The organism is Flavobacterium hydatis (assembly GCF_000737695.1).
Classification (GTDB): domain Bacteria; phylum Bacteroidota; class Bacteroidia; order Flavobacteriales; family Flavobacteriaceae; genus Flavobacterium; species Flavobacterium hydatis.
Map to the genome: position 1 here is coordinate 1 of NZ_JPRM01000059.1, position 21,268 is coordinate 21,268.

A 21,268-nucleotide genomic window follows, 5' to 3' on the forward strand; every position below is an offset into this window, starting at 1 on the left:
GTATAATATGATTTGGTGTAATCATTATTATAATAAAAGAGAGAATTAAAACAAACTAACTAAAACCCAAAATTAACCCCAAAATTCAGACCCCACTGAAATTGGTTAAACGATTGTGTCTTTAACGGATTGATATAATAATTCACACCAGGTTCTACAAAAAAATGGGTTTTTTTGAAGACTTCATACTGTAAAGTACTGCTAAATTTAGAACCATATACAAAGTTGTTTACATCTAGATTTCCACCTATTGAGTTACCATCTAAAAAAACTTCGTTGGAAATTAACTTTCCTATAAAACCACCTGTATTAAGTCTAATATCAGCTTTTCCAGTATTTAAAACAGAATAAGAAACCTCAAGAGGCATCTCTAAATATTGTAATTGTTGATCAAGATTTCCGGTTTGGTTATTGGCCTCGCTACTTTGAATTTTTTGACTGCTATTGTCTGATGAAAAAACATAATTTCTATTAGTCGAAATATATTCAACGCTTGGATTTGAAAGAAAAAAGTCATTTGTAATTCCTGCAGATAATACATTTTGTTGTTTGTTGTAATAAGATACATTAGCTACAGATTGTCCTAATTCATTAATTTTTAAACCAGAACTTACCGCCCATTTTTTATTAAGCTTGTAATTTGTTTTTACACCATAACCAGTATTTTGCTTTGACTCAACATCGTTACCCAATGTTTTTTTATTGCCATAGTTCTGAGAATTTACTAAACCGGCATAGAGACCAACAGACCATTTTTCCGTTATAATTTCTTTTTCAGTTTTTAGTTCGTCTTTATCTTCCTTATTATTTAAGCGATTCTCTAATTGTTGTAGTTCAAGCGCAATTTGAACTTTATTCAATGAATCGTTATAAGAAACAAGATTTCTTTCAGAACTATTATTTAAAGCAATTGCTTCACTTTTGTCTTTACTTAAATTAGTACTAACTTCAGTATTATTTTCTTTAGCTGAAGAAATGTTTGTATCGTTTTTTGATGATGATTGCGTATTGTTATTTAAAGCAATTCCTTCGTTTTTGGTTTTGTTTAAATTGTTATAAGCTTCAGTGTTATTTTCTTTAGCTGAAGAATTGTTTGTGTCGTTTTTTGATGATGATTGAGTATTGTTATTTAAAACAATTGTTTCGTTTTTGGTTTTGTTTAAATCGTTATAAACTTCAGTGCTGTTTTCTTTAACAGAAGAAGTATTTGTGTCGTTTTTTGATGATGATGATTGAGTATTGTTATTTAAAGCAATTCCTTCACTTTTTGCTTTACCAAGGTTGTTATTAACTTCACTGGTATTCGCTTTAGCTGATGAGGTTTTATTGTTACTTTTTGATGATGATTCGGCTAACGAAATTGATTCATTATTTAATTTTAAAGTAGGCTTGTCTTTTTTGTTGATTGAAGTTGTTGTGGTTTTAGTCGCTTCTTGATTGTTGTTTGATGTTTCATTAGCTACCGAATTATCAGATTCAGCAACAGTTATTGTAGTTTTATTTAAAGGAGTGGTATTAATTATAGCTGGAGTAGTGGAATTAGATTTTGAATTATTTTCTTTAGAATCTAAGACAACATTATTATCCTTTAATAAAATATCATTTTCATTCGAGTTAAAATATAGACCAGACGTAATAGCTAAACCTATTAAAAGACTAGCTGCTAGCGACCACCAAATGGTTGCTACCTTTTTCTTTTTAGGTTTGTCTAGTTCCTCTTCAATTTTAGCCCATAATTCTGGTGGCGGTACACTAGAAAAATTTTCTATTGAAGAAAAAATATCTTCTATTTTTTTCTTTTTCATGCTGTTTTAAAATTTAATACGGCCAAAATTTTTGTTTGTAATATTTTCTTAGCCCTATTTAAGTTAGATTTAGAAGTTCCTTCTGTAATCTGGAGCATTTCTGCAATTTCTTTGTGTTTCATCTTTTCAAAAACAAAGAGGTTAAAAACCATTCGGTATTGGTCGGGTAAATCCTGAATATATTCGATTAGTTTTTCTTGAGTTATCGGAATCGTTTCAAGTTCTTCTTCTTCGATAATCTCAGTTTCTGGATCAAAGACATCCAAAAAATGATAATCTCTTTTTTTCTTCTTTAAGGTTTCTATGAGTTTATTGATGAAAATTCGTTTCATCCATCCTTCAAAACTACCTTCAAATTTGTATTGTTTTATTTTTTGAAAAACGATTATAAAAGATTCCTGAAAAACATCTTTAGCATCATCTTCATTCTTCATGTATTTTAGACAAATTCCATACAATACAGGCGAGAACAATTGATAAATTCTCAATTGCCCTCCTCTGTCATTGGCTATGCACTTTTTTATAAGTAAGTCTAAATTGTCTTCCAAAAAATAATTTTAAAGTATATTAGATTGCAATAGTGATTGTATTTAAGATACTACTTCTTAAAAGTAGAACTGTATCCGTCGGTAAAATTGTTTACGATAACCAGATTACGAGAATCTAATTTTTCGATAACGTATGTTATTCCTTCAAAAGTGATTAAATCATGCTCTAGATTATCAAACACACTAATACCTTTAGTAAGTTGATAATTGCTATTTCTTATCTCAACATTATTCTTATAGGTAATAACTTTACCTTCGGCTGTAAAAACAAGTTTTTTTGTGCTCCCAATTGTTTTAGGAGTTGAGGTATAACTGCCGTTTTGACCTCCTGTAGATTTTTGCCAAATCCAGCTTCCGGCTAACATAGCCATTTTATCTGACTTGAAAATTACATTTGATGAATAAGTTGAAGCAGAAATAATAACTAAAAGAGCTAAAATTGTTTTTTTCATTTTAAGGAAATAATAAATATTTGTTAATTTTTATGCTGCAAAGTTACTTTAGTTTCTTAATACTGCAATTTTATCCTTTATTACTTTTTTAAATGCAATTATTTCAGTTCCTTGATCTGGAGTATTATTGTTATCTATAAACACTTTAGTTACCTTACCACCTTGGTTTAATTCAAAGTAAATTCCACCTTGATTAGCTGAATCTGGAGTGCCATAGGTTTTAGTTGTTCCTGTAGGTAAGTTTAAAATCTCAGCTGGAACTAATTTTGCAAACTCAGTAAAGTCTCCTTTTTTAGTTAATGCCTCATAATTGTATTTAGTGAAATCATAATTCCCAGAAGTAACATTAAGATAATGCAATACGTTTAAGTTATTAATGTTATAAAACATTTGGCAACTAGCACCAGTACATTGACTACTGTAGCTTCCTATAATAGCAAAGTTTTTATTCTGGCTTATTTTATTTAAGTAAACAGGTTTGTCAGTTTTTGGGATTAAAACCAAATCATAAGGATTTGTTACTTCGCTAGTAACAGGTTCATTTGGTAGTGGTTCTTTTTCGTAATATTGTACAATTACTTCGCAAGAGTTTTCTACGATAGAAGTAATTTTAATCTCATATCCACCACTTGGTTTTGGTCCAGCAAAAATTCCGATTAAATTATTTTTAGTAAAATCGATATTAGGATTTATAGGAGTTGGACAAGGATTAGGATTTTTAGTAAAAAACGAATCCATTTTTTCTTGTGATCTTATCGCTATAGCTGTAGGTTTTGCAGGGATTTCTTTTATAGTATAATTACATTCTATCGGAAAACCAGAAAAAGAAACATTACTAAAATCACCACAGTTTTGATAGTCATTGTCATTATTCATAGAGCAGGAACTAATGCCCAAGGCGACAAATAGACCTAAAATAATTTTTTTCATTTTTTATATTTTAAAAGATTATACCTTATAGATGATATAAGGATAAAAAGGTTGCGTCAATAATATAATTATTTTTAAAATATTTTTTAAATTGAGATTTCTACTGATAAATAGTAGAAAAAAGAAGCGAATTTTAAACTCAAAAAAATATTTTCTCTTCTTCGAGACTACGTATTATTGCGTACTTTTACTTTTTTAAAAAATCTTTATGTCAAATCTGGTTCCCTTTTTATTGGTTTTTATTATTGCTTTAAGTATTGGAATTTTTATTGGGAAACTTATTTTCTCGGCTAAATCTCAATCAGAAAAAGTAAGTTTAAATGAAAAACTAATTGCTTTAACAAATCAGTTTCAGCAACAAAAAGAACATTTCCAGTCAGAAAAAAATAGTTTAGAGAAACAACTTCAAGCAACAAATTCTGATAAAGAAATTATCCGTACCGAAAAAGATAGTCTTGCGATTCAGCTTTCTAAAAAAGAAGTAGATTTTGAAAATTTATGGGAACGACATAAAGAACAGAAAAATGAAGTAGAACAACTTCAGGAGAAATTCACCAAAGAATTTGAAAATCTAGCCAATAAAATACTCGAAGAAAAATCGACAAAATTTACAGCTCAGAATAATGAGAATATGAAAAATATCTTGTTGCCGCTACAAGATAAAATTATCGGATTTGAAAAGAAAGTCGAAGATACACATAAAGAAAGTATTGATTATCATGCAGCATTGCGTCAACAAATATTGGGATTAAGTGCAATGAATGCACAAATGAGTAAAGAAACACTCAACTTGACCAAAGCCTTAAAAGGTGATAGTAAGATGCAAGGAAATTGGGGCGAATTAGTCTTAGAAAGAGTTCTTGAAAAATCTGGTTTAGAAAAAGGAAGAGAATATGAAGTGCAACAAAGTTTTACTAATGAGGTTGGACTTCGCGTATTACCCGATGTTGTAATACATTTGCCCGATGGCAAAAAGATGATTGTGGATTCTAAAGTTTCTTTAACGGCTTATGAAAGATGGGTTAACGAAGAAAATGATAGTTTAAAATCAGATTACCTAAAAGAACATGTGCAGTCTATAAGAAGACATGTCGATCAACTTGGGAATAAAAATTACCATGATTTATACCAAATAGAAAGCCCGGATTTTGTCTTGCTCTTTATCCCGATAGAACCTGCTTTTGCAATTGCACTAAATGAAGATACTACCTTATATAATAAAGCTTTTGAGAAAAATATTGTAATTGTTACACCAACAACATTATTGGCAACTTTACGAACTATCGATAGTATGTGGACAAACCAAAAACAACAAGAAAATGCTTTTGAAATTGCCAGACAAGCTGGAGCATTATATGATAAGTTTGAAGGATTTGTTACAGATTTAATTAAAATTGGTAATAAAATAAATGACTCTAAAACCGAATATGAGAATGCGATGAGCAAACTAGTAGAAGGTCGAGGAAATTTAATTACAAGCGTAGAGAAGTTAAAGAAAATGGGAGCAAAGGCAAAAAAGTCACTTCCGGAGAATATATTAACAAGAGCAAATAACAACGAAAACTAAATTACTAAACAAATATTAGGATGAAACGAATTCTGGGAATAATCATTGGTATTGCAGCTATAGCTCTAATAGGGTATTTTAGTTTTATTTATTATGTACCTTATAGTACAGGAATCCGTTCGGGCGAATTAATCAGACTAAGTCATAAAGGAGTTATGATGAAAACTTGGGAAGGAGAACTAAGCCAAGGAATTTCAGGAGCCCAAATTTTCTCTTTCTCCGTTTTAGATAGTGATAAAAAAGTTATAGAAGATTTAAAAGTACTTCAAGGAGGTTATGTAAAACTGGAGTATGTCGAAAAATATAAAACATTTCCTTGGTGGGGAGAAACGCGTTTCTTTGTAAAAGCTGTCGAAAAAGAAGATTCCCCATTTAATGTAAAATAATATAGAATATGAGTACAAATACAAATTTTAAAACAGTAGCCTGTTCAAGAATAAGCATATCCGAATTAATGCTCCCTTCGCACACCAATTTTAGTGGTAAAATACACGGAGGATATATACTATCATTGCTGGATCAGATAGCTTTTGCTTGCGCCTCTAAGTTCTCAGGGAATTATTGTGTAACAGCATCTGTTGATACAGTAAATTTTTTAAAACCTATCGAAGTAGGAGAATTAGTAACCATGAAAGCCTCAGTAAATTATGTAGGTAAAAGTTCTATGATAGTTGGTATACGTGTCGAGGCCGAAAACATCCAGACAGGAGCAATAAAACATTGTAATTCATCTTACTTTACAATGGTAGCCAAAGACAAAGAAGGGAAAAGCGTACCAGTTCCGGGACTTATATTATCAAATCTTGAAGATGTAAGACGTTTTTGCAAAGCGCTGAAACACATTGAGGTTAAAAAAGAAGTAGAAAACCATGCAGAAGAATACAATTATAGTTCTATCGAAACATTAGCAGGTTTAAGCAAATACAATGTTTTATTAGAGTTAAATTAAAGTAGCTTTTCTTCTAATTTTTAGGATTGTTTTAAGAACCAAAAAGGATTAAAATACGTAACTTTAAGAAAGAGGATTTAAGTAATTTTATACTCAAATGCCTTTCCTGAACAGTTCCATTTTTGATTCATGTCTGTTGTTGGTTTGTTTTTATCAATAGGCTTTTTTCAAAAAATATCTTGCAATATGTTTAATTCTAATTGCTGAAGATGATGAAAAAAAGTACTTTTTTAATTCTATTACTTACCGTTAACTTTATAGTAGCACAAAATAGAATAAGAACTGCAATTGGAGTTCTTAATTTTGAAGCTTCCGTTCCTTTTTTCGAAGAGGTAAACGCAGTTAATAAATCGGTAATTGTGGTTATAGAGCCAGAAACAAGTAGTTTTGTTTGCGTGGCTGTGATGAAAGATTTTCGATTTAAGATGGATTTAATGGAAACCCATTTTAATGAAAATTATATCGAAAGTGATCGATATCCAAAAGCTGTTTTTAAAGGCAAAATCGGAAAATTCGACATGAAAGATATTGATGAAACCCCAAAAGAATATACCATTACAGGGAAACTTCAAATTCACGGTAAAACAAAAGAAATAGTAGTAAGTGCAATAATTAGAAAAGTACCCCAGGGTATTGAAATCACTTCAGTTTTTCCACTAAATACAGACGATTTCAATATTAAAATACCCTCTATGATAGAGAACAAAATATCCAAAACTGTAAACACAAGTTTGGTAGGAGTCGTGAAATAAAAATTATTTTAAACACACTAAAAGTGCTGGTTTTAAATTTAGATATTTAAATTTAAAACCAGCATTTTCTATTTTCCTAGAAGAAACACGTTGTCCGGTTAATATAATTTTCCCCATTTCTCCCGTGAGTAATCGTACTACAAAAGTTGGTATTTTAGGTAACCAGATAGAATATCCATATACATTTGCCATAGCTTTAGAGAAAATAGCATTGGTCGTATCATCACAAACAGCAGCATTATAAGAACCTTTCATCTCAAGATTAATAATTGCCTGTAAATAAATACCACATAAATCATCAATATGAATCCAGGGCATATATTGTTCTCCTGTACCTACAATAGAGCCGAAACCATATTTAAAAATCGGAACCAATTTTTTTAAGAAACCTTCATTTTTTCCAAAAACCAATCCAGTTCTTATTTTAACCGTTCTAATTCCTAACGATTCGATACTATTTGTAGCAGTTTCCCATTTTTGACAGGTTTCTCCAAGAAAATCATTTGCTGCAGGCGTTTCTTCCGTACAAATAGTTTCACTTGTAAAGGCACCATAAATCCCAACTGCCGATGCCGATATAAATGCATCCAAGGTTTTATTATTCTTTTTTAAGACAGCATAAATGAGTTCAATAGGTTTTTCCCTACTATCAATAATTTCTTTTTTCCGTTTATCAGACCATTTTTTCTCAGCGATATTCTCACCCGCAAGATGTATAATGTAATCGGCCTTTAAAACCGAAACTTCATCAATATAATTATCTTCTAAATTCCATTTATAATAAGTAATACCACTGGTAGCTTTTCTTTCAGTGCGAGTTAATATAGAAACCGAATACCCATTAGCAACCAATAAAGCAGAAAGGTTTGTTCCTATAAATCCCGAGCCACCAGTTAGTAAAATGTTTTTAGCCATGATAGTTTATAATATATTTAACACCTTGTATTGTTTAGCATTACGTAAATATAGTTAAACGTTGCTTACCTTTATGCTAAATTAAAAAAGTAGGTTGTATGGAAACTAAAAAAGAAATATTGACAAAAGATAAAATTGTTTCTCTGTATATGGATTACGTTTTAGAACATGGACAAAATCCCAAAACAGTTTTTCATTTTGCAAAATCAAATGATTTTGAAGAAGCAGAATTTTATACTTTTTTTGGAACATTTGAAGGACTAGAAAAAGAAATATTTAATCTGTTTTTCGAAAACACACTCGAATTATTAGATAAAAATCCAGAGTACCAAGAGTATGATATGAAAAATAAAATGCTTGGATTTTACTTTACATTCTTCGAGTTATTAACTGCAAATCGTAGTTATGTAGTTCAGGCTCTAAAAACTGATTCCAACCCAATTAAAAACTTAGTAAAACTAACCACACTTCGAGATAGTTTTAAAAAATATATTAGTTTAATTATAACTGATGACCATCGAATCCAACAAGAAAAGCTTCAGAACTTTCAGGAAAAAGCAATTCAGGAAACAGCATGGATGCAATTATTACTTACGCTAAAATTCTGGATAGACGATGCATCGCCAGCATTTGAGAAAACAGATCTTTTTATCGAGAAATCTGTAAATGTATCTTTTGAATTGATGAATGTAGCGCCAATGAATCATTTGCTTGATTTTGGCAAATTTATTTTTAAAGAAAAAATATACAGCAGACAATGAAAACCATCGACTATATCCCAACTTCCAAAATAGAAAGAGCAAGTAAACTTGTTCAAACAGGAGCAAAAATTGGAGTAAATTATCTAAAATACTACGGAGAAAAAATTGTAAACCCAGAGGTAACCCGCGATAAACTCAACGAGAATAATGCCGAAGATATTTACGACGGGCTAAAAAGCTTAAAAGGAAGTGCGCTTAAAGTAGCACAAATGTTAAGCATGGATAAGAATTTCTTGCCACAAGCCTATGTCGAAAAATTTTCGTTATCCCAATTTTCAGTTCCGCCACTATCAGCACCATTAGTATTAAAAACGTTTAAAACTAATTTTGGTAAAACACCATACGAAATTTTTGATGAGTTTAACCCCAATTCTGTAAACGCAGCAAGTATCGGTCAGGTACATCTAGCTGTAAAAGACGGAAAAAAACTCGCTGTAAAAATTCAATATCCTGGAGTTGCCAATAGTATTTCGTCAGACTTGGCATTGGTAAAACCTATGGCAATAAGAATGTTTAATCTGCAAGGAAAAGATTCAGATAAATATTTTAAAGAAGTAGAAGATAAATTAATAGAAGAAACCAACTATTTATTAGAATTACAGCAAAGCCAAGAAGTAGTCGAAGCCTGTAAAAAGATAGAAAACTTAGTTTTTCCTAATTATTATCCAGAGTATTCTTCAGAGAAAATCATTACAATGGATTGGATGACTGGAATTCATCTCTCAGAATATACAGCCAAGAAACCAAATCAAGAAGAATCTAATCTTATAGGCCAGGCACTTTGGGATTTTTATATGTACCAAATTCATATATTACGTAAAGTTCATGCCGATCCGCATCCTGGAAATTTCTTGGTAAACGATAAAAATCAGTTAGTAGCTTTAGATTTTGGATGTATGAAACAAATTCCAAATGACTTTTATGTTCCCTATTTTGAGTTAATCAATAAAGAAGTTATTACAGATAAAGAACTTTTTAATCAAAAACTATTCGAATTAGAGATTCTAAGAACAGATGATACCAAAGAGGAAATAGAATATTTTACAGGAATGTTCCATGATTTGCTATCATTATTCACAAAACCATTTCAAGAAGATACATTCGATTTTTCTGATGAAGAGTTTTTTGATAATATTGCCAAGTTGGGCGAACGTTTCTCAAAAGACACAAACCTTAAAAAGATGAACGGAAATCGCGGTTCAAAACATTTTATATATATGAACAGAACTTTCTTCGGGTTATATAATTTAATGTTCGATTTAAAAGCCAAGATTGTAGTAAATAATTATCAGAAATATTAGGAGCTTATTCCAGCTTTCCACTATATCTCTTGTGGTGAACACCACCACAAGAGGATGCCGTTCCCATCTGGGCTAGAAATGGCAAAAAAATAAAGCCTCTGTTAGAGTTCAAGCTCAGACAGAGGCTTTAATGTATATATTATTACCTGTAGCGTGCAATTAGTTTTAACGCATAGAAACTTTGGTACTCTTAAAAAAGGCATTTCACTTGTTTAAGATGCACAAAGCTAGCTATGTGAAAGAAATGTATTTATTTTAGTTCTCTTATTTATATATAAAATCTATGTTTCTATGTGTTAAATAAAATTTTTATGAGCCGAGCAGAATAGACGAAATAATTGCAAACGGGTTTATTAACTCTAAAAAATTATCTCAAAATACCTTTTTTATAAGTTGCAATAGCACGATCTCTAGCAAAAGCATGTTCAATCATCGGTTCATTGTAACCCAAATCAAATTCAGGAATCCATTTTCGGATATAAATACCTTTTTCATCAAACTTCTTAAGCTGAATTTCGGGATTAAAAACTCTAAAATAAGGAGCAGCATCACAACCAGTTCCTGCAGCCCATTGCCAATTACCAACATTCGAAGCCAATTCATAGTCAAGTAATTTCTCGGCAAAGTAAGCTTCGCCCCATTGCCAACTAATCAATAAATGCTTGCATAAAAAACTAGCAACAACCATTCGAACCCGATTATGCATATATCCAGTTTCGTTAAGTTGGCGCATTCCAGCATCGACCATTGGGTAACCAGTAGTTCCAGAACACCAACGTTGGAAATCTTTTTCGTTATTTAACCATTGAATCCCATCGTAAGCCGATTTAAAATTATGATTAACAACATTAGGGAAACTAAATAAAATTTGAATAAAAAACTCCCTCCAGATTAATTCACTCAAGAAAACCTGATTTGTATGTGCAGCCCAATTTATTAACTTCCGAATACTAACAGTACCAAAACGTAAATGAGGCGAAAGATAAGAGGTTGAGTCTAATGCGGGAAAATCTCTTGTTTCCTGATAATTCGAAATATTCTTTAAATTGTGCGGTTGTACTTTAATAGAACTTTTTTCAAACCCAATTTGGTTTATTGTTGGGAATACAAATTGACTTTTATAAAAATTAGAAAAAAGGCTAGCAGTATTATATTCTTTGGCTTGACCTAAAATTTTATATTTTTCTAGCCACTTATTTTTATAAGGAGTATATATAGTATAAGGTAAACCATCCGATTTTGTGATTTCCTTCTCTTCAAAAAGAACATGATCTTTATATGAATGTGCTGCAATGCTATTTTGTTTTAATAAATCAGAGATATAAGAATCTCTTTTTATAGCAAAAGATTCATAATCTTTATTAAAAAATACTTCCTGAATATCGAATTCTTCGATAAGAGATTTCCAAATTTCAGTAGTTTGTCCCTTTTTTATCAAAAGAGAACTTCCTATAGACTTCAATTCAGTATTGATTTTCTCTAGAGAATCATATATAAAACTAACCCTAGAATCATCTTTAGGCAAACTATCCAAAATCGCTTCATCAAAAATGAACAAAGGAATAACAGGAAAATCAGATTCAAGCGCATGAAACAATCCACGATTATCATCCAAACGCAAATCACGTCGGAACCAAAATAGACTAACTTTTTGTTTGCTCATTATTTAGTATTAAAAATTTCTTCGACCTTCTTATAGCGGTAATCAAAAATTGTTTTCAGTTCGTTTTTTACAATAAGAGCATTTACAATACGCCCGATAAAACCAAACGGAAGAGCATAATGTACAATATCGGTCATTTGAGTTCCATTAGCAGTAGCTTCAAAAAAATGTTTGTGATGCCATAATGCATAAGGGCCAAAGCGTTGTTCATCTACAAAATAGCTATTATCTTTTACTACAGTAATTTCAGTCATCCAGTTTAGCTTAATTCCCAAAAGAGGAGCTATTTTATATTGAATGATTTGTCCGGCATAAACCAATTTATTATCATAATCGGTAACCGTAAACCCCATGTTTTTAGGAGTAATTACTTGTAGGTTATTAGGATTAGAAAAAAAAGCCCAACAATCCTCCAGACTAGCATTAATGTGCTGAACAGATTCTTTTTTATATACTTTCATGTCAGAGATATTATATTTTGTAGTACTTAAAAGGAACAAACAACATTCCGAAACATTCACCGTGTTCCTTACCCAAATGTTTATGATGTACTTTGTGTGCTTTTCTTAACCCAATAAGATATTTATTTTTAGTGTTTTTAAACCATTTAAAACGTTGATGAATTAATACATCATGAACCATAAAGTAACAAAAACCATAAAAAGTTAATCCCAACCCGATAAAAAATAAATAATTAATGCCATCGATAGTTCCAAAATAGAAAAGTAGAATACTTGGAATGGCAAAAATCACAAAGAAAATATCATTTCGTTCAAATACATTAGTATATTTTGGTTGATGATGATCAGAGTGGAAATACCACATAAAGCCGTGCATGACAAATTTATGAGTACACCAAGTAACACATTCCATAAAAAGAAACGTACCTATAAAAATTAAAAAGAAAATCATTGTTGTGTTTTTTATAAAAATTATACCATTCTTAGTTTATAAGAAACAAAAGATTTGGCAAGTAATCCAGCTTTAGAATAATTAGAAACCCGAATTCTTTCGTTGCCTATTTCATGACAAGGAGTGTTTTCTAGTTTCTTTAAAAGTTTCTTATAATAGATATAGGCAGTATAAACACCAAACTTAGCTTCTACAGGAAGTTTTACAATCCCTTGATAGGCTACTTTAAAATCATCTTCGATTTCTTCGATAATCTTATTTTTAGCATTTTCATCAAAAGAGTTTAAATCAATACCAGGAAAATAGTTTCGGTTAAGGATTAGATTATCATCTTTTAAATCACGTAAAAAATTTACTTTCTGAAAAGCCGAACCCAATCGCATCGCTTCCATTTTTAGTTTCTTATACCTTGATTCATTACCATCAACAAAAACTTTAAGACACATTAAACCCACAACATCGGCAGAACCATAAATATAATCCTCAATTTCTTCCTTATTATGATAGTCAAATTTGACAAGATCAGATTTCATACTTTTTAAAAACGACTGGATTAAATCATCAGTAATATTATATTGCTTTACAGTTTGCTGAAAAGAGTTTAAAATAGGATTAAGACTTATGCCAGCTTCTTTAGCCTTATAGTATTCTTTTTCAAAATCATCAATTAGATACTTTTTATCAAAACCATGAAACGAATCTACAATCTCATCAGCAAAACGTACAAAACCATAAATACTATATATAGCATCTCTTATACTTGGAGCAAGCATATATACTGCCAAAGAAAAAGAAGTACTGTAACTTTTGGTTACAAGCTTACTACATTTAAACGAGACATTATCAAATAACTGTTTCATGTTTTTTATAATGAAAAGGATTTGTTTATTAATTCAGATACTAATTTTCCTGATATTAAAGCAGGAGGAACACCAGGACCAGGAACAGTTAATTGTCCCGTAAAGTATAAGTTTTTGACTTTTTTACTTTTTAATTTAGGTCTTAAAAACGCAGTTTGTAATAAAGTATTTGCCATTCCGTAAGCATTTCCTTTATAGGCATTGTAATCTTCGATAAAGTCATTTTTGCAAAAAGACTTCTTAAATATAATATTATTTTTAATCGATTGTTGTGTGACATTTTCAAAACGAGAAATTATCTTATCGAAATATTCTTCGCGAAGCGCTACAGTATCTTCTATACCCGGAGCAAGAGGAATTAAGAAAAAACCAGTTTCCATCCCTTCAGGTGCAGTTGTTTTATCAGTCACCGATGGAAAGTTAGCATAAAACAAAGGAGCATCCGGCCACTTAGGTTTATCATAAATATCCATCGCATGTTGTTCAAAATCTACATCAAAGAATAAAGCATGATGAGAAATAGATTTTATTTTTTTGTCAAACCCAACATAAAATAGGAGAGAAGAAGGAGCAAAAACACGACTTTCCCAATATTCGTCTGAGTAAGCACGATATTCTTTAGATAATAAGGTTTCTGTATGCTGATAATCGGCACCACTTAAAACGATATCCGAAGTAATAATTTCGTCATTTATAATTAATGAAGTAGCAATATTGTTTTTAACTATAATTTTATCAATGCTAGAGTTAGTTTTAAAAGTGACTCCAAGTTCTTTCGCCAGACTTTCTATACCACGAACAACATCAAACATTCCAGTTTTAGGATGCCAAGTTCCCATACCGAAATCGGCATAATTCATAAAGTTATAGAAAGAAGGCGTTTTAGAAGGTTTAGCTCCAAGAAACAAAACTGGAAATTCTAGAATCTGAATCAGTCTTTCATTTTTAAATTTCTTGCGAATATCTTTACTTACCGTTCCAAAAAACTGATTTAATTTTTGAGTAGTCTCAAGAGTTATTAATTCTAATGCGGAAACTCCAGGTCTATATACTAACTTTTTTATAGCAATATCATAATTGCTTTTGGCTTCAGAGATATAATCAATAAGTTTTTTACCGCTACCTTCTTCGATAGTCTCAAAAGTTTTGGCTATTTCTTCTAGATTATCAGTGATAGTTATAAATTCATTAATCCCAAAATACACACGATATGCGGGATTGAGTTTTATTAACTCATAGTAATCAGTAGTCTTTTTATTAAAATCATTAAAGAAATTTTCGAATACATCAGGCATCCAATACCAGCTTGGTCCCATGTCGAATGTAAAGCCATTGCTTTTTAATTGTCTGGCTCTGCCACCAATAGTTGCATTTTTTTCGTAAATAGTTACATTATAGCCTTCCTTGGCCAAATAGCATGAAGCTGATAAAGCCGAAAAACCAGAACCTATAATTGAGATTGTTTTTTTCATTTGTTTAACAAAATTATAAAATAATTAAACAAAATAATTATATCCGCGTCACTAATTCTTCGATGGAGTTAAAAATGTGTACTTTTTGATTTAGATTTTCAGTTTCAATGTGTTCAACTAGTTTACCGATTAGCCATATTTCATTGGAGTTGTTTAAAAGTTCAGAACTCATATTGGCTACATATTGAGTAACTATACTACGATCAGGTTGAATAGTGAGATAAGAAACATAAGTGATATTATCAAAATGATTGTTGAGCTCTTTCAGGTTTTCTATAGGCATACTTTCGCCTAAATAAATTGTTTTATAACCTTGTAGTAATATCTCGTATTGAATGTACATTAAACCAAGTTCATGAATTTCATTCATTGGTAAGGAAAGAACGAAAATTTTATCCGTTTTTGTTGGTTTCTGAACCTGAAGATTCTCTGTGTTAATGTATAGTTTTTGTTTAATTAGGTAGCTAATAAAATGTTCATGAGCAGGAGTTATAGTTTCAGATTGCCATAACAAACCCAATTCATTTAATAGCGGGATAAATACCTGATGAAAAACTTCTTTAAAAGATTTTTCGGCGGTAAGCCAATTAAAGGTGTTGAAGAACAATTCCTGATCAAAATTCATCATAGCCATCTTAAAAGAACTGATGGCATGATTTTTTGCGTTTTTATTAGAAATGATTTCCCTGACTAATTGCGGGATTTTTTCTTGCGGATAAGTAGCTATCTTCGAAATCTTATAGCCATATTCATGAAGTAGTGTAATGTTTAATAGTTTTTGCAAACTGGCTAAATCGTATGTTCGAATGTTGGTATCAGTACGCATTGGTTCTAAGATATTATATCTCTTTTCCCAAATACGAATAGTATGTGCTTTAATGCCTGAAAGATTCTCAAGGTCTTTTATGCTAAAAACACTTTTTATATTGTTTATCATTTATTGATATTTGATAAACAAATGTAGCTTAATTTTTAGAGAAATATTAAAAACAAGAAAATTATCGATTTAGCTTTATTCAAAGCTGATAGCTTGATGAGAGTTTAACTTATCTAAATGTAGTACAGTTTTAGAGGCATCTTTGCTTCTATTGTACATTGGTTCAAATTTAGCACCGTATAAAACTTCCTTAAAAGTATAAGAAGTTCTTGCGGCAACAGTATTACTGTACATATCGTCAAAGGTTTTAATGAAAACCAATATTTCTCCATGAGTAGAAGCAAAGTCTTCTTTTGTGAATTTATACAATGGGCTTTTCTCGGTTATAGGATGTACTAATGTCCAGCTTAGTGTAAGTGCATTTATTTTGTTTAACTCTAAGTCCAATGAGTAGAACTTATTAGTCATTATACCATTTTCTTCAATAGTTATTCCTAAGGTGATTTTTGCTTCAGCATCGGTGAAGTTTGTGTTTTTAAAAGGAACAAGTCTAATCATTAAAGCCTTGCCTTCTTGATAAGGGCTTATCAATGCATTGTGGGAGAATTTAAGAAAGGCGGTTGGGCGACTAAATCTCCCGAAGAATAAACCAGTTGCAATAGCAAAACTTAGTAATCCTATTAAAGCTTCGGCTGCCGAAAGAGAACTAGTTAAAAATCCTGTGGGGCTAATGTGCCCATAGCCTACAGTTGTGAAAGTTTGTGCGCTAAAAAAATAAGCCTGCCCAAATTTTGCCCATTCACTTTGAGAAGCGACTATTCCGTCTAGATGTTCAATACCAATAGCGAAATAAAGAATGGCAAAAATAAAATTGATACCAATATAAAAGGAGAATAAAACAAGCATGAATTTCCAAGTAGGCATATCAATCATGGTATGGTACCAGCTAATGCGACGTAATAAATGCATGCCGGTTTTCTGAACATTAGGAGTTCCGTTCTTATTTACAAAACGACCTCCATAATTATTAGAGTTGGGACCAAAACCCGAGTTCTTATCGGTTTCTGCCTGTGTGTTTATTTTCTTGAGAATTGACATATGTGTTATATCGAATAAGTTTTAGATTAAATCAAATTGATTAGACGAATATCTTCTCAAATGTAAGTATAAGTTAGAATACAAAAAAGCACCCAACTATTACATTACAAGAAAGAATAGTTGGGTGCTTATTTCAGTGTCTTTTATTTGCAGAAAGTAGCTTTGTTTTTAATAGCGCTTTTGCTTCCTAGTTCAATTGCTTTAGAGAAATCTTTACAAGCATTTTTCTTATCCTGAATTTGAGTATATAGCGTGCCTCTGAGGTTGTAAGCTACATAGTCCTTAGGATTTAAATTAATAGCCGAAGTACAATCTTCGATAGCGGCTTTAAAATTGTTTAATTTATAGTTTACGTTTGCCCTCCCTGTAAAAGCATCAGCATTCATATTGTCTAGCTCGATTGTTTTATTAAAGTCAGCTAGAGCGCCTTTAGTGTCGTTGAGTTTAAGTTTAGCAACACCTCTGTTTTGATAAGCTTCGGCAAAGTTGGCTTTTAGTTTAATTGCCTTGGTGTAATCTGCTATTGCGCCTTTGGTATTGCCATTTTCGGCTTTTCTTAATGCCTGATCAAAGTAGTCGCTTCCAGATTGGCTCCAGCTAGTAGTTGTCGCAATAAATAACAGAATAAGTAATAATTGTTTCATATAAAAATAAATTAGTAGGGTTTAAAATGTTTAACGTGTTTTGGGATTGTTTATTTTATGGCAACAGTAGGATTGTTGTATTTTGGCTTTTAGTATTTAGTTTTATAAATAAAAAGCGAAATACTAACAATTTTAATATTTCGCTTTTCATTGTAGTTATATTAAGATTTGAAATCATTTATATCTTATGTGTATTATTCATTTTTATATATAACTAAAAAAAGGTCGAGTAAATTGATTACTCGACCTTTTGTGACCCGACTGGGGCTCGAACCCAGGACCCCATCATTAAAAGTGATGTGCTCTACCAACTGAGCTATCGAGTCATTATTTTATTATTCTGACTATGTTAGGATTTACACCTACACGTTTTGCGAGTAATACTCTTTCAAGATGACTAGTCTACCATCTTTCTGCGTGTTTAATATAAAGTCAAGTAAATAATTACTTAACTATTTGTGACCCGACTGGGGCTCGAACCCAGGACCCCATCATTAAAAGTGATGTGCTCTACCAACTGAGCTATCGAGTCAATAATATTTTATTTTGTCGTGACCACGGTGGGATTTGAACCCACACGCCCTTACGAGCACCACCCCCTCAAGATGGCAAGTCTACCGTTTCTCCACGTGGCCTTTAAAAAAAAAGGCCAAGTAAGTTCTTACTCGACCACTTGTGACCCGACTGGGGCTCGAACCCAGGACCCCATCATTAAAAGTGATGTGCTCTACCAACTGAGCTATCGAGTCTTGCTATCAAGGAAAGTATGTTGTTAATCACAAATTTTGTGACCCGACTGGGGCTCGAACCCAGGACCCCATCATTAAAAGTGATGTGCTCTACCAACTGAGCTATCGAGTCATATTCTTTCCTTGAATGCGGGTGCAAATATAAGGAGTTATTATTGAAGTTTGCAAGCATTTTTGTTATAAATTTGTCTTTTTTTGAGAAAAAATTACAACGTCTTAGTTTATAAGGTTTTATTAGTATGAAAAAAATAGTGTTATTAGGGTATATGGGGTGCGGCAAGTCAACAATTGCTCAAAAATTGTCAAAAACCACTGAAATTCCATTTTTAGATTTAGATAAATGCATCGAAAATAAGGTTAATTTAACCATAAATGAGATTTTTGATAAGAATGGAGAGATATATTTTAGGAAATTAGAACATGAAATGTTTCAGGAATTGCTTCAGTCACCCGAAGAAATGATTATAGGTTTAGGAGGAGGGACCCCTTGTTATGCTAATAATCATGAATTGTTAAATAAAGAAGGTGTGGATTCTATTTATTTAAAAGCGTCTATTGATACATTATATGGACGTTTACTTCATAATAAAAGTAAACGTCCACTTATTGCCGATAAAAATGAGGAAGAGATGAGAGAGTTTATAGCTACACATCTTTTCGAAAGAAGTTTTTACTACAATCAAGCAAAGTATAAAGTAAGTGTAGATGAGAAGACTATTGATGAAACAGTTTCTGATATTCTTAAAGTGCTAGCTTAAGAAAGCATAATCATTATTATTGTCGTCAAATACTACCTGTACGTGCTCTAATAAAGAAGTGGAAAGAGATATTCCTTTAAAGTCAGCTTTTACTGGATATTTTTTGTGGTTTCTGTCTACAAGAACTGCAGTTTTGAATTTCTTCAAAGGAACATCTAGAAAATGACGAACAGCATATATTAAAGTAGTGCCCGAATTTAATACATCATCTACAAGAACTAAGCCTTTGTTGGCGTATTGTTCTTTAGTTAAAGAAGTGTTTATAGTTGATTCGGGTTTTTGTTTGTTTATCTGTACTTCACAAAGAGATACTTTAATAGGTGAGATAGCTTCTAAAGCTGTAGCTACTTTTTTGGCAAAGATAAAACCGTTTGCTGCAATGCCAGCGATTACGATTTCTTCATCATCTACAAAGGTTTCGTATATCTGGTAAGCAATTCTTTTTATTTTATGTTCAATCTCTTGATTCGTTAAGATGATGTTTTTGCTCATTATAGTTGTTTTTAAAATGGTATAAAGTGTGTGAGGTGATAAAGCTTAGTTAGAATGTGATTCAGTGTCGTCTTCGTCGTCAGAAATATCATTTCCGAATTCGTCAATATCTCTACGGTCCTTTTTGGTTGGTCTACCAGTTCCGTTTTTACGATAATGCTCTTTGGATAGTTTTAATAGTTCCAGATGAGCGTATGCTTCAGCTGGAGTTTCATTCTTTCTGTATATATCGACAAGTTTTGCGCCAACTCTATTCTCTGGAATATCAAGGACGGTAATGATTTGAGTAATCTGGTCTTTACGAAACGTAATTTTGTCAGTCGGAAAAACTTCTTTCGAAGGTTTTGCAACTTGACCGTTCACTGTAATATGGTTCTTCTTGCATGCTTCAGTGACCATATTTCGGGTCTTGTAGTATCGCACGCACCATAAGTATTTATCTATTCGCATAAAATTTCTAAATTCAGAGTTAAATTCTTTACAAAAATAAATCAATATTGTATCTTGCGCACCTAAAAATCAACATTAATGAACAAATTTAAGTATTATTTTATTTTAACATTTGCAACACTGGCTATATTCTCTTGTTCTAAAAGTGATTCTGCTTATGTAGAGCCCTTAAGAGATTTTCAAGAACAGTATAATACAGATATTGCTGTTATTGAAGATTATTTAAAAAACAATACAATTACAATTACTGAAGCTGCTGGTAAGACAGAAGATCAGGATGTGAAAATTGAGCTAATTACAAAGCCGACTGAGCAGAAGTCTATCTGGTTTTATTTGAATAGTCCTACGTTTCCAACTTTAAAGGTTAAGAATGTAGAGTTACATGGAATTACTTATAAATTATATTATTTGGTATTGCGTGAAGGAGTGGGTGAGTCGCCAAGTAATGTAGATGGTGTTTTGTCGTCTTATAATGGTACGTATTTGTTTAGAAAAGCTGGAGCAACTGCAACGGATCCTACTGTTGTTACGGCTACTCAGTTTGAGCAAATAGTGTTTCCGCAAACTTTTTATGACTTGTATCAAATGATTAAAGGTTGGGGAGAAGTCTTTCCAGAATTTAAAGTTGGTACTTCAACAGGTGGTAGTAATGGGGCTATAGTGTATAATGATTTTGGTGCAGGAGTTATGTTCTTGCCTTCAGGATTGGGTTATTATGCGGGTGGTAGTGGTTCTATACCTTCTTACTCTCCTTTGGTTTTTAGTTTTAAATTATATGCATTGCAACGTTTAGATCATGATGGAGATGGAATTTTTTCGTATTTGGAAGATAAAAATGGTGATGGATATGTGAGAGATATGCGTAATACGACTGAGTATCCTAAGCAATTAGGGAATCCAGATGATACGGATAAGGATGGAATTCCTGATTTCTTAGACGTTGATGATGATGGGGATGGATATACTACTAAGGTTGAAACGAAAAGACCTGATACGGTTATTGGTGATAAAGTGATATCTAATGGTTATTATCCTTTTAATGGTGCAGCGGAAGATGATCCTTCTACGCCAAATATTGATGAAACACAGGGTATACCAGCGTATATACCTGCGACGAAAGCATTTGATTATACTTCTCCAAGTAGAGTAAGAGTGCATCTTGATAATACTTATCCTTTAAAGAAATAGATATAGGGATTTATTGATTCCTGTTTTTAGATATTTAAGTGGCTACTATATTATAGTAGCCACTTTTTTTATATCCTTATATATAGGAGTGATATTCGGTTATACTATATAGGAGAAGCTTTTTC

The 21,268-nt window shown here is 31.6% G+C and carries 23 protein-coding genes and 5 tRNA genes; 8 read left to right on the forward strand and 20 right to left on the reverse strand.

Annotation, left to right across the window (positions count from 1 at the left end; genetic code table 11):
• Positions 1-59: 59 nt before the first annotated feature.
• From IW20_RS24085 to IW20_RS24100, 4 genes are read right to left on the reverse strand one after another with little or no spacing between them, the layout of a single operon-like run.
• Positions 60-1,805: a hypothetical protein gene (locus tag IW20_RS24085; protein ID WP_035628694.1), complete on the reverse strand. Its 1,746-nt coding sequence runs from the start codon at positions 1,803-1,805 to the stop codon at positions 60-62.
• Positions 1,802-2,353 (reverse strand): RNA polymerase sigma factor, encoded by a 552-nt coding sequence (locus IW20_RS24090; RefSeq protein WP_035628695.1) that lies wholly within the window; start codon positions 2,351-2,353, stop codon positions 1,802-1,804. The genes IW20_RS24085 and IW20_RS24090 overlap by 4 nt, the downstream gene beginning before the upstream one ends.
• Before the next feature lie 50 nt (positions 2,354-2,403).
• Positions 2,404-2,805 (reverse strand): hypothetical protein, encoded by a 402-nt coding sequence (locus tag IW20_RS24095; RefSeq protein WP_035628696.1) that lies wholly within the window; start codon positions 2,803-2,805, stop codon positions 2,404-2,406.
• 48 nt (positions 2,806-2,853) lie between these two features.
• Complete coding sequence (locus tag IW20_RS24100; RefSeq protein ID WP_035628697.1) at positions 2,854-3,735, reverse strand: protease complex subunit PrcB family protein; 882 nt, start codon at positions 3,733-3,735, stop codon at positions 2,854-2,856.
• 208 nt (positions 3,736-3,943) lie between these two features.
• On the opposite strand from IW20_RS24100, the gene rmuC reads away from it, so the two are divergent.
• From rmuC to IW20_RS24120, 4 genes are all read left to right on the forward strand, one after another.
• The gene (rmuC, locus tag IW20_RS24105) at positions 3,944-5,302 is read left to right on the forward strand and encodes a DNA recombination protein RmuC (RefSeq protein ID WP_035628698.1); all 1,359 of its coding nucleotides are present in this window, start codon (positions 3,944-3,946) and stop codon (positions 5,300-5,302) included.
• Between the two features lie 20 nt (positions 5,303-5,322).
• Complete coding sequence (locus tag IW20_RS24110; RefSeq protein ID WP_035628699.1) at positions 5,323-5,688, forward strand: hypothetical protein; 366 nt, start codon at positions 5,323-5,325, stop codon at positions 5,686-5,688.
• Between the two features lie 8 nt (positions 5,689-5,696).
• Entirely contained in the window at positions 5,697-6,251 is a 555-nt protein-coding gene (locus IW20_RS24115) for an acyl-CoA thioesterase (RefSeq protein ID WP_035628700.1), read from the forward strand.
• A gap of 209 nt (positions 6,252-6,460) precedes the next feature.
• On the forward strand, positions 6,461-7,003 hold the full coding sequence (locus IW20_RS24120; protein ID WP_240478536.1) for a YceI family protein: 543 nt from the start codon (positions 6,461-6,463) through the stop codon (positions 7,001-7,003).
• Between the two features lie 3 nt (positions 7,004-7,006).
• Here IW20_RS24120 and IW20_RS24125 read toward each other — a convergent pair whose 3' ends face one another.
• Positions 7,007-7,918 (reverse strand): TIGR01777 family oxidoreductase, encoded by a 912-nt coding sequence (locus IW20_RS24125; RefSeq protein WP_035628702.1) that lies wholly within the window; start codon positions 7,916-7,918, stop codon positions 7,007-7,009.
• A gap of 98 nt (positions 7,919-8,016) precedes the next feature.
• Here IW20_RS24125 and IW20_RS24130 point away from each other — a divergent pair, with 98 nt between their 5' ends.
• Both IW20_RS24130 and IW20_RS24135 read left to right on the forward strand, forming a co-directional pair.
• A complete protein-coding gene (locus IW20_RS24130) occupies positions 8,017-8,679 on the forward strand; it encodes a TetR family transcriptional regulator C-terminal domain-containing protein (RefSeq protein WP_035628703.1) in 663 nt (220 codons plus the stop codon).
• Positions 8,676-9,980 carry an ABC1 kinase family protein gene (locus IW20_RS24135; protein WP_035628704.1) on the forward strand — a complete coding sequence of 435 codons (1,305 nt, stop codon included), beginning with the start codon at positions 8,676-8,678 and terminating at the stop codon, positions 9,978-9,980. The genes IW20_RS24130 and IW20_RS24135 overlap by 4 nt, the downstream gene beginning before the upstream one ends.
• Before the next feature lie 367 nt (positions 9,981-10,347).
• Here IW20_RS24135 and IW20_RS24140 read toward each other — a convergent pair whose 3' ends face one another.
• From IW20_RS24140 to IW20_RS24200, 13 genes are all read right to left on the reverse strand, one after another.
• Entirely contained in the window at positions 10,348-11,643 is a 1,296-nt protein-coding gene (locus IW20_RS24140) for a cryptochrome/photolyase family protein (protein WP_035628705.1), read from the reverse strand.
• The gene (locus tag IW20_RS24145) at positions 11,643-12,104 is read right to left on the reverse strand and encodes an SRPBCC family protein (protein WP_035628706.1); all 462 of its coding nucleotides are present in this window, start codon (positions 12,102-12,104) and stop codon (positions 11,643-11,645) included. Before IW20_RS24145 ends, IW20_RS24140 begins: the two co-directional genes overlap by 1 nt.
• A 10-nt stretch (positions 12,105-12,114) precedes the next feature.
• On the reverse strand, positions 12,115-12,555 hold the full coding sequence (locus IW20_RS24150) for a sterol desaturase family protein (protein ID WP_035628707.1): 441 nt from the start codon (positions 12,553-12,555) through the stop codon (positions 12,115-12,117).
• 20 nt (positions 12,556-12,575) lie between these two features.
• Positions 12,576-13,415 carry a phytoene/squalene synthase family protein gene (locus IW20_RS24155; protein ID WP_035628708.1) on the reverse strand — a complete coding sequence of 280 codons (840 nt, stop codon included), beginning with the start codon at positions 13,413-13,415 and terminating at the stop codon, positions 12,576-12,578.
• Positions 13,416-13,420: 5 nt separating this feature from the next.
• Entirely contained in the window at positions 13,421-14,887 is a 1,467-nt protein-coding gene (locus tag IW20_RS24160) for a phytoene desaturase family protein (protein ID WP_035628709.1), read from the reverse strand.
• Between the two features lie 37 nt (positions 14,888-14,924).
• Positions 14,925-15,824, reverse strand: coding sequence for a MerR family transcriptional regulator (locus tag IW20_RS24165; protein WP_035628710.1), 900 nt, complete (start codon positions 15,822-15,824; stop codon positions 14,925-14,927).
• Between the two features lie 75 nt (positions 15,825-15,899).
• The gene (locus tag IW20_RS24170) at positions 15,900-16,862 is read right to left on the reverse strand and encodes an ion channel (RefSeq protein WP_035628711.1); all 963 of its coding nucleotides are present in this window, start codon (positions 16,860-16,862) and stop codon (positions 15,900-15,902) included.
• 143 nt (positions 16,863-17,005) lie between these two features.
• Complete coding sequence (locus tag IW20_RS24175; RefSeq protein WP_035628712.1) at positions 17,006-17,506, reverse strand: tetratricopeptide repeat protein; 501 nt, start codon at positions 17,504-17,506, stop codon at positions 17,006-17,008.
• A gap of 253 nt (positions 17,507-17,759) precedes the next feature.
• Positions 17,760-17,832 (reverse strand) — tRNA-Lys (locus tag IW20_RS24180).
• A gap of 133 nt (positions 17,833-17,965) precedes the next feature.
• Positions 17,966-18,038: transfer RNA gene (locus IW20_RS24185), tRNA-Lys, on the reverse strand.
• Between the two features lie 20 nt (positions 18,039-18,058).
• Positions 18,059-18,141 (reverse strand) — tRNA-Leu (locus tag IW20_RS24190).
• Between the two features lie 41 nt (positions 18,142-18,182).
• A tRNA-Lys gene (locus IW20_RS24195) sits at positions 18,183-18,255 on the reverse strand.
• A 39-nt stretch (positions 18,256-18,294) separates the two neighbouring features.
• Positions 18,295-18,367, reverse strand: a tRNA-Lys gene (locus tag IW20_RS24200).
• A 127-nt stretch (positions 18,368-18,494) separates the two neighbouring features.
• On the opposite strand from IW20_RS24200, the gene IW20_RS24205 reads away from it, so the two are divergent.
• A complete protein-coding gene (locus tag IW20_RS24205) occupies positions 18,495-19,013 on the forward strand; it encodes a shikimate kinase (RefSeq protein WP_035628713.1) in 519 nt (172 codons plus the stop codon).
• Here the strand turns inward: IW20_RS24205 and IW20_RS24210 are convergent.
• Positions 19,005-19,505, reverse strand: coding sequence for a phosphoribosyltransferase domain-containing protein (locus IW20_RS24210; protein WP_035628714.1), 501 nt, complete (start codon positions 19,503-19,505; stop codon positions 19,005-19,007). The genes IW20_RS24205 and IW20_RS24210 overlap by 9 nt on opposite strands.
• A gap of 45 nt (positions 19,506-19,550) precedes the next feature.
• Positions 19,551-19,955 carry an RNA-binding S4 domain-containing protein gene (locus IW20_RS24215; protein WP_035628715.1) on the reverse strand — a complete coding sequence of 135 codons (405 nt, stop codon included), beginning with the start codon at positions 19,953-19,955 and terminating at the stop codon, positions 19,551-19,553.
• Between the two features lie 78 nt (positions 19,956-20,033).
• Here IW20_RS24215 and IW20_RS24220 point away from each other — a divergent pair, with 78 nt between their 5' ends.
• Positions 20,034-21,143: an FKBP-type peptidyl-prolyl cis-trans isomerase gene (locus IW20_RS24220; protein WP_035628716.1), complete on the forward strand. Its 1,110-nt coding sequence runs from the start codon at positions 20,034-20,036 to the stop codon at positions 21,141-21,143.
• Positions 21,144-21,268: the final 125 nt, after the last annotated feature.